Source organism: Rhodococcus sp. NPDC057014 (assembly GCF_042673295.1).
GTDB lineage: Bacteria > Actinomycetota > Actinomycetes > Mycobacteriales > Mycobacteriaceae > Rhodococcus_F.
The window spans coordinates 1-3,531 of record NZ_JBHUSF010000525.1 but is presented as its reverse complement, the minus strand read 5'-3'; the positions used below and the strand labels follow the sequence as shown (position 1 = coordinate 3,531).

Annotated in this window: 3 protein-coding genes and 2 pseudogenes; 3 read left to right on the top strand and 2 right to left on the bottom strand. The window is 70.0% G+C overall.

The window, feature by feature from the left end; genetic code table 11:
• The 3 genes and pseudogenes from ACFTZB_RS44195 to ACFTZB_RS44185 form a co-directional block, all read left to right on the top strand.
• A pseudogene (locus ACFTZB_RS44195) lies at window positions 1-356 on the top strand (glycosyltransferase); the annotation flags it as partial.
• Window positions 353-1,027: a DUF2064 domain-containing protein gene (locus tag ACFTZB_RS44190; protein ID WP_378442129.1), complete on the top strand. Its 675-nt coding sequence runs from the start codon at window positions 353-355 to the stop codon at window positions 1,025-1,027. The pseudogene ACFTZB_RS44195 and the gene ACFTZB_RS44190, both read left to right, overlap by 4 nt.
• 46 nt (window positions 1,028-1,073) lie before the next feature.
• Window positions 1,074-2,244: pseudogene (locus tag ACFTZB_RS44185) on the top strand (alpha/beta fold hydrolase).
• Here the strand turns inward: ACFTZB_RS44185 and ACFTZB_RS44180 are convergent.
• On the bottom strand, window positions 2,213-3,112 hold the full coding sequence (locus ACFTZB_RS44180; protein WP_378442127.1) for a phosphatase PAP2 family protein: 900 nt from the start codon (window positions 3,110-3,112) through the stop codon (window positions 2,213-2,215). The pseudogene ACFTZB_RS44185 and the gene ACFTZB_RS44180 overlap by 32 nt on opposite strands.
• A gap of 30 nt (window positions 3,113-3,142) precedes the next feature.
• Window positions 3,143-3,531: enoyl-CoA hydratase-related protein (locus ACFTZB_RS44175; protein WP_378442125.1), on the bottom strand; the 389-nt coding region annotated here is incomplete at its 5' end.

Below are 3,531 nucleotides of genomic sequence, written 5' to 3'. Positions count from 1 at the left end.
CCGCCCTGGACTCGGGCGCCGACCTCGCCGTGGGGCGGCGACGGGGAACGTGGCCGCTGCACAGCAGGGTCGGCAACGCCGTCCTCGCCGCACGGCTCCGGCGCCGGTACGGGCTGCCGATCCACGACCTCGGCGCGATGAGAGCCGTACGTAGGCAGGACCTTCTCGATCTGGTGGTCGACGACCGCAGGTCCGGCTACCCGCTGCAGCTCCTCGTTCTCGCGGGCCGCGCCCACTGGCGGGTCGTGGAGCGGGACGTCACGTATCGCCCGCGCACCGCGGGCACGTCGAAGGTGTCGGGTTCGTTGAAGGGCACCGTCGTCGCCGTCCACGACTTCTGGAAGGTGATCGGGTGACCCTCGACGTCACAGTCCTCGTGGTCGCGAAGGCTCCGGTGCCCGGCTTCGCGAAGACCCGGCTGGCTCGGGACGTCGGCGATGCCAGGGCCGCCGGCCTCGCCGCCGCGTCACTGTTGGACACGCTCGACGCCGTCGCCGCTGCCGGGGTGGCGCAGCGGGTGGTGGCGATGACCGGCGACCTCGGCCGCGCGGTCCGGGGCGGCGACATCGCCGCGACGTTGAGCAGGTTCACCGTGGTTCCGCAGCGGGGTGACAGTTTCGCGGAGCGGTTGGTGAACGCCCACGCCGACACGTTCGGCCGTTTCGGGCTGCCGATTCTCCAGATCGGAATGGACACACCACAAGTGACGGCAGGATTGCTCGTCGACTCGGCGGACCTCCTCACCGAGCGTCGGGGCCGATGCGCCCTCGGGCTCGCGGAGGACGGCGGGTGGTGGATCCTCGGCGTGCCCGACGCGGCTTCGGCCCGGGCGATACTTCCTGTTCCCACGTCCCGTCCGGACACCGGGCACCTCACCCGGGCGGCGCTGCTTGCCGCCGGCGCCGAGGTGCTGTCGCTGCCGACGCTCCGCGACGTCGACTACGCAGCCGACGTCGCGCCGGTCGCCGAGCTCTGCCCGGATTCCAGCCGCTTCCGCCGTGAGTACTTGTCAACGTCGGGCGGTTAACAAGTACTCACGGGCGGCGGAGCCGCCACGCGTACCCTCGGAGTAGATGTCGGAGAGAATCACACGCCATCCGTCCACCGTGGCCGACTGGAGCGACGACCGCCGCAAGGCGCGACTGCACGCGACGCGGCTCGGTCACCGATGGCAGAAATTCGGCCGCACCAGGCGCTTCCTCGCCGCCGTCGCGCTCGGCACCGTTCCCCTGCTCCTCGCCGGCGGCCAGTACTGGGTCCACGACGTCCAACCCGAACGCCAGCGGCTCGCACTGACCCAGCCGCAGATCCACGAGGTGTACGACGCGCAGTCGCCCACCGACCACGACACCGCCGTCGTCGACCTCGTCGGCCTCGGCAACAAGGACGCCACCGACACGGCCAGGACGCTGTCCTCGTTCGACCGCATCGGGCGGGTCTGGGCGGTCCAGTACGACAACGGCGGCATCGACACCAAGGTGATCAGCGAACTGATCGCCGCCCGCGCCGCCGACGAAGGGATCGACAACGTCGTCCTGTCCGGACACAGCATGGGCGGCGTCGTCGCACTGGAGGTGGCGCAGCACATCTACGAGGACACCGACGGCCAACCTCATCGGCGTGGTGCTCGACTGCACGCCGGTGGACCTGCACGCCGTCCGGGCCGGGAGCCGGGACAGTGGCGAGGACATGCTGCGGTGGATCGGCTGGCTGCCCGGCGCGCGGGAGAGCCGGACGATGCGCGTGCTGGTGGAGACCGCGGCCCGGCAGAGCAGATTCCTGGACACGAAGTCGGACTGGTATCCACACGTCGACGTCGACGAATTCCGCGACGTCCTCGACGAGGTCCTCACCGAGAAGGTCCTGTCGGAGGACGTCGCGAGCAACGGGCTGATCGAATCGCAGTTCAAGACGATCGTCGCGTCCGGCGCCATCGACAATCTGAAGTCGCTGGCGGTGGAATCGGACGACAAACCGCGACCGGGGATCGTCTTCGTGCGTCCCCGCGCGGGCTGGAGGGATCCGGTGGTCGACGTCGACTACACGCAGAAGATCCTCGTCGAACAGTCCGGCGGGACCGACGGCGCACTGCTGGTGGCAAAGCTCGACGGAACCGGCCACGCGAACCCGAACCAGCAACCGGTCGCGTACAACGAGGCGATCGTCAAGCGCATCCTGCCGTTCCTCCGCGCCACGCTCGACGAGGTGTCGGTCACCAGCGACGCCTCGGGTGGCCGACGGTGAGATCTCGGCCGGGCAACGTCGTCGTGTGGGATTCCCACGCCCGCGCCAGGAGGATCGCCAGTCCCAGATACGCCCATCCCGCCAGCACGTCCACCACGTAGTGCTCGCCGCCGTAGACCAGGACGAACGCCATGGCGACCGGGTACGCGGCCAGCAGCGCGCGCGCCCACAGATTCTTCGCGAACGGCCACAACGCGACCGCCACCAGCAGCGCGAACGCGGCGTGCAGCGACGGCAGCGCGGCGACCGGATTGCTCTGCGCCTCCAGCCACCGCGTGCTGACATCCGTCGGGACGACACCGAATCCGAAACCCGCGACACGACCCACGCTGCCGGAGATCACGTCCCCCTCGGCGGCCAGCCACGGCGGCGCGGACGGCAGCAGGATGTACGTGACCAGCCCGAGGTACGACAACAGCAGCACCCGACGCATGTACCCCGACCACACGTCGCGCGAGTACACGTAGAAGACGGCCGCGAGCACCCACGGCACGAGGAAGTGGCTGGTGTAGACGATCCCCGTGAGCAGCGTCCACCACGGCAGCTCACCCGTCGGAGGCAGCAGAGTCTCCTGCAACCACACGGTGGGGATCGTGCCGCCGAAGAGCCAGCTCTCCACGGTCACCAGTTCCTGCGCCCGCACAGGCATCCCGAGGTGGTGGGCGACACCCCGGCTGAGGTCGTAGACGACGAGGGCAGCGATGAGCGGCAACCAGTCCCACACGACCCGCACGTGGTCCCGCCACGGCCGGTCGATCGTGAACGCGATCAGGCCCGCGACGATCCACGTCGCCTGATAGATACGGTCGGTGGGCAGCCCCACCGTGAAGATCGTGACGGCCAGCGCGAGCAGGTATGCGACCCACACCGCCCGTGAGTACTTGTTAACCACGGGCGGTTAAGAAGTACTCACGGGGGCGGCATCACCGTGCCTGCCCGCCCCGGCGGCGAAGCGTGCGGCGCCCTCGACCGTTCCGTGGGCCAGAGAGATTGCGCCGTGCCGGAATTCGTTCAGCAGCGCCTGCTCCTCGGTGAGCCCGGACTGCTCGAGCAGCGACAGCCGGTCCTGCCGCAGGCACACCTGGGGCAGGCCGGCGATCTCGGCGGCCAGTTGCCGGGCCGCGGTGAGCGCCTCCCCCGCCGCGACCTTCCGGTTGATCAGCCCCATGCTCAGCGCTTCGTCGGCGTCGACGGGCCGCCCGGTGAGGACGAGGTCCATCGCGCGGCTCTCGCCGATGAGCCGCGGCAGGCGGACGGTGCCGCCGTCGATGAGCGGCACCCCCCAGC